Source organism: Klebsiella sp. MS 92-3 (genome assembly GCF_000195655.1).
Classification (GTDB): domain Bacteria; phylum Pseudomonadota; class Gammaproteobacteria; order Enterobacterales; family Enterobacteriaceae; genus Klebsiella; species Klebsiella pneumoniae.
On sequence record NZ_GL882860.1, the window covers coordinates 1 to 3997 of the forward strand.

At 54.3% G+C, this 3997-nt stretch carries 5 protein-coding genes; 3 read left to right on the forward strand and 2 right to left on the reverse strand.

Annotation, left to right across the window (positions count from 1 at the left end; genetic code table 11):
- Positions 1–403: thioredoxin-dependent thiol peroxidase (bcp, locus tag HMPREF9538_RS03510; RefSeq protein ID WP_009486196.1), on the reverse strand; the 403-nt coding region annotated here is incomplete at its 3' end.
- A gap of 3 nt (positions 404–406) precedes the next feature.
- Complete coding sequence (locus tag HMPREF9538_RS03505; protein ID WP_002913804.1) at positions 407–973, reverse strand: glycine cleavage system transcriptional repressor; 567 nt, start codon at positions 971–973, stop codon at positions 407–409.
- 145 nt (positions 974–1118) lie between these two features.
- Between HMPREF9538_RS03505 and dapA the strand changes: the two genes are divergently transcribed.
- The 3 genes from dapA (at position 1119) to purC (ending at position 3990) form a co-directional block, all read left to right on the forward strand.
- Positions 1119–1997 carry a 4-hydroxy-tetrahydrodipicolinate synthase gene (gene dapA, locus HMPREF9538_RS03500; RefSeq protein WP_002913803.1) on the forward strand — a complete coding sequence of 293 codons (879 nt, stop codon included), beginning with the start codon at positions 1119–1121 and terminating at the stop codon, positions 1995–1997.
- A gap of 16 nt (positions 1998–2013) precedes the next feature.
- A complete protein-coding gene (gene bamC, locus HMPREF9538_RS03495; RefSeq protein ID WP_002913802.1) occupies positions 2014–3048 on the forward strand; it encodes an outer membrane protein assembly factor BamC in 1035 nt (344 codons plus the stop codon).
- A 228-nt stretch (positions 3049–3276) separates the two neighbouring features.
- A complete protein-coding gene (purC, locus tag HMPREF9538_RS03490; protein ID WP_002913801.1) occupies positions 3277–3990 on the forward strand; it encodes a phosphoribosylaminoimidazolesuccinocarboxamide synthase in 714 nt (237 codons plus the stop codon).
- The last annotated feature ends 7 nt before the right edge of the window (positions 3991–3997 follow it).

A 3997-nucleotide genomic window follows, 5' to 3' on the forward strand; every position in this document is an offset into this window, starting at 1 on the left:
CGTGTTCGATTTTGCCATCGGCATCGATGAGGAAACTAATCCGGTGGATCCCGTCGTAGGTTTTCCCCATAAAGGATTTTTCGCCCCAGACGCCAAACTGCTCGCAAACCTGATGGTTTTCATCAGACAGCAGCGTAAAGTTCAGCAGCTCTTTTTCGGCGAAACGGGAGAGTTTTTCCGGTTTATCGGTGCTGATGCCCAGCACTTCAACGCCGGCTTTTTTCAGGTCGTCCATATTATCGCGCAAGCCGCACGCCTGGACGGTGCAGCCCGGGGTCATGGCTTTCGGGTAAAAATAAACCAGGACACGTTGTCCCTGGAAGTCGGTTAAATTTACTTCCTCGCCGTCCTGGTCCGGTAAGCTAAATTTCGGTGCGATATCACCGGCTTTCAGTGGGGTCATGGGTTAAACTCCATCCTGTTCATCATGCTGTGAATAATTAACGATGTTAATACTGCCTTGTGCGTTCAGTTCTGTACATAGGGCTTTGAACGCTTGTTCGATATTTGCTGCATTTTGCGTCGCAGGACTGTGGGCAGTTATCTGGATAAAAAGCTGCGCGGAATCGCCGTCTCCCGGCTGCGTGCGGGACACCAGCTCCGCAATATTCATATTCCATGTATCGCACAGGGCAGTAAAGCGCTCGATGATATGCGGTGAGTCCGGCACCTCAACCTGGACCCAAACGGTGTTTGGCATGGCCTGCGGCGGGCGCGCAGTGGTGCGTTTCATCACGATCAACAGCTCCAGCTCCGCGCCTTTCAGCGGCAGAGTTGATTCGATCAGGTTAATCGCATTCCACGACCCGGAAAGCAGCATGATAAACGTAAACTCATCACCGAGCATGGCCAGCCGGCTGTCTTCGATATTACAACCGCAGCTGCTGACGTGGCGAGTGATCGTATTCACGATGCCGGGACGGTCAGCCCCCAGGGCGGTAATAACCAGATAGTGTTGTAATGAGGCTGTCAAACCTGTTCTTCCTTTAAAAAGGTGAGGTAACATTAGGAAAGCATAAAAAAAACCGCCATACAACATCCCTGATGTCTCTTGCTTTTATTACAGCTCCAAACGTAACATTGAGAATCTTGTCGCACTTCTGCTCTGAGGATGGCCCATGTTCACGGGAAGTATTGTAGCGCTTGTCACGCCGATGGATGAAAACGGTAATGTCTGCCGGACAAGCCTGAAAAAACTGATTGATTACCATGTCGCCAACGGAACCTCGGCGATCGTTTCGGTAGGGACTACCGGTGAATCCGCAACGCTGAGCCATGAAGAGCATGGCGACGTGGTGATGATGACGCTGGAGCTGGCCGACGGGCGTATTCCGGTTATCGCTGGAACGGGAGCCAATGCAACCGCAGAGGCGATTAGCCTGACCAAACGTTTTAACGATAGCGGTGTTGTCGGCTGCCTGACGGTCACTCCTTATTATAACCGTCCGACCCAGGAAGGCCTGTTCCAGCACTTTAAAGCTATCGCCGAACATACTGACCTGCCGCAAATTCTGTATAATGTGCCGTCCCGTACCGGTTGCGATATGCTGCCGGAAACCGTTGGCCGTCTGGCGGAAATTAAAAATATTGTCGGTATTAAGGAAGCAACAGGGAACTTAAGTCGCGTTCACCAGATCAAAGAGCTGGTTTCAGACGACTTTATTCTGCTGAGCGGTGACGATGCGACCGGTATGGACTTCATGCAGCTCGGCGGCGTAGGCGTGATTTCTGTTACGGCCAACGTGGCGGCGCGCGAAATGGCCGACATGTGCCGTCTGGCGCTGGCGGGTCAATTTGCCGAAGCTCGTGCGATTAACCAGCGTCTGATGCCACTGCATACAAAATTATTTGTCGAACCCAATCCTATCCCGGTGAAATGGGGATGCAAGGCGTTGGGTCTTGTGGCGACCGATACGCTGCGCTTGCCGATGACGCCTATCACCGATCATGGTCGTGAAGCCGTCACTGCCGCGCTGAAGCATGCCGGTTTGCTGTAAAGTTTAGGGAGATTTGATGGCTTACTCAGTACAGAAGTCGCGCCTGGCGAAGGTTGCGGGTGTTTCGCTGGTTCTACTCCTCGCGGCCTGTAGTTCCGACTCGCGCTATAAGCGTCAGGTGAGCGGTGATGAGGCCTATTTACAGGCATCACCGTTGAGCGAACTTCACGCGCCGGCGGGGATGATCCTGCCGATTCAGGTGGGTGATTACAATATTCCGGTGGCTAACAGCACCGGCGCGGTCGGTAAAGCGCTGGACATTCGTCCGCCGGCGCAGCCGCTGGCGCTGGTGAGCGGTGCGCGGACCCAGTTTAACGGCGATACCGCGACGCTGATGGTCGAGAACGGCCGCAGTGGTTCGCTGTGGGCACAGGTCACCAGTATTCTTCAGTCGAAGAACTACGTTATCGCCAAGCGCGATGATGCGAGCCAGACGCTGAACACCGACTGGGTTGAGTGGAACCGTCTTGATGAAGATCAGCAGTATCGCGGTCGTTATCAAATCTCCGTCAAACCGCAGGGTTATCAGCAAGCGGTGGTCGTTAAGCTGGTGAATCTGGAGCAGGCGGGTAAACCGGTTGCCGATCCGGCGTCTCTGCAGCGCTACAGCACCGCTATGCTGAACGTCATTTCGGAAGGCCTTGACATGAATGCCACCAGCGCCCAGAACGCCGCCCAGCGCAGCGCGGGGGCCACCTTCGACGTGCAGAGCGCCGCCGACGATACCGGCCTGCCGATGCTCGTTGTTCGCGCGCCGTTTAACCTGGTGTGGCAGCGTCTGCCGGGCGCCCTCGAGAAAGTGGGGATGAAAGTGACCGACAGCACGCGCTCTCAGGGCAGCATGGCGCTGACCTATAAGCCGCTGTCTGACAGCAGCTGGCAGGAGCTGGGCGCACGTGACCCGCAGCTGGTCTCCGGCGACTACAAACTGCAGGTCGGCGACCTCGATAACCGCAGTAGCCTGCAGTTTATCGACCCGAAAGGCCACACCCTGACGCAGTCGCAAAATGACGCCCTGGTAGCCGTATTCCAGGCCGCATTTAACAAGTAATCAAAAGGGCTGGAGCAATCCGGCCCTTTTAATATATAGTGACGCAAACGTGTGCGTATACACATCATCCTTCAAATTGCCTCTTTGTTGGCCGCCTTCGTTCACCCCAGTCACTTACTTTTGTAAGCTCCTGGGGATTCGCTCAGTTGCCGCCTCGATGCACTTTGAATGATTTTGTGTATAGGTGGAAACGTATTTTTAGGCTCAATATCACTGGAGTAGTGAAAGATGAAAAAGCAAGCTGAGTTGTATCGTGGTAAGGCGAAGACAGTATACAGCACCGATAATCCGGACCTGCTGGTACTGGAATTCCGTAACGATACGTCAGCAGGTGATGGCGCGCGCATCGAGCAGTTCGATCGTAAAGGCATGGTGAACAACAAATTCAACCATTTCATTATGAGTAAACTGGCAGAAGCGGGCATCCCTACCCAGATGGAAGCGCTGCTCTCCGATACCGAATGTCTGGTGAAAAAACTGGATATGGTGCCGGTAGAGTGCGTGGTGCGTAACCGTGCGGCAGGCTCGCTGGTAAAACGTTTAGGCATTGAAGAAGGTATCGAGCTGAATCCGCCGCTGTTCGACCTGTTCCTGAAAAACGATGCTATGCACGATCCGATGGTCAACGACTCCTACTGCGAAACCTTCGGCTGGGTGAGTAAAGAGAATCTGGCGCGGATGCGCGAGCTGACCTACAAAGCCAACGACGTGCTGAAAAAACTGTTCGATGACGCCGGTCTGATTCTGGTGGACTTTAAGCTGGAGTTTGGTCTGTTCAAAGGCGAAGTGGTGCTGGGCGACGAGTTTTCGCCGGACGGCAGCCGCCTGTGGGATAAAAACACCCTCGATAAAATGGACAAAGACCGCTTCCGCCAGAGCCTTGGCGGCCTGATCGAAGCCTACGAAGAAGTGGCTCACCGCCTGGGCGTTAAGCTCGACTAACCCGCCC

What these genes read in the sequence shown, in the direction of transcription:
- dapA (WP_002913803.1), top strand. Translation starts at nt 1,119, where the DNA reads ATGTTCACGGGAAGTATTGTAGCGCTTGTCACGCCGATGGATGAAAAC.
- bamC (WP_002913802.1), top strand. Translation starts at nt 2,014, where the DNA reads ATGGCTTACTCAGTACAGAAGTCGCGCCTGGCGAAGGTTGCGGGTGTT.
- purC (WP_002913801.1), top strand. Translation starts at nt 3,277, where the DNA reads ATGAAAAAGCAAGCTGAGTTGTATCGTGGTAAGGCGAAGACAGTATAC.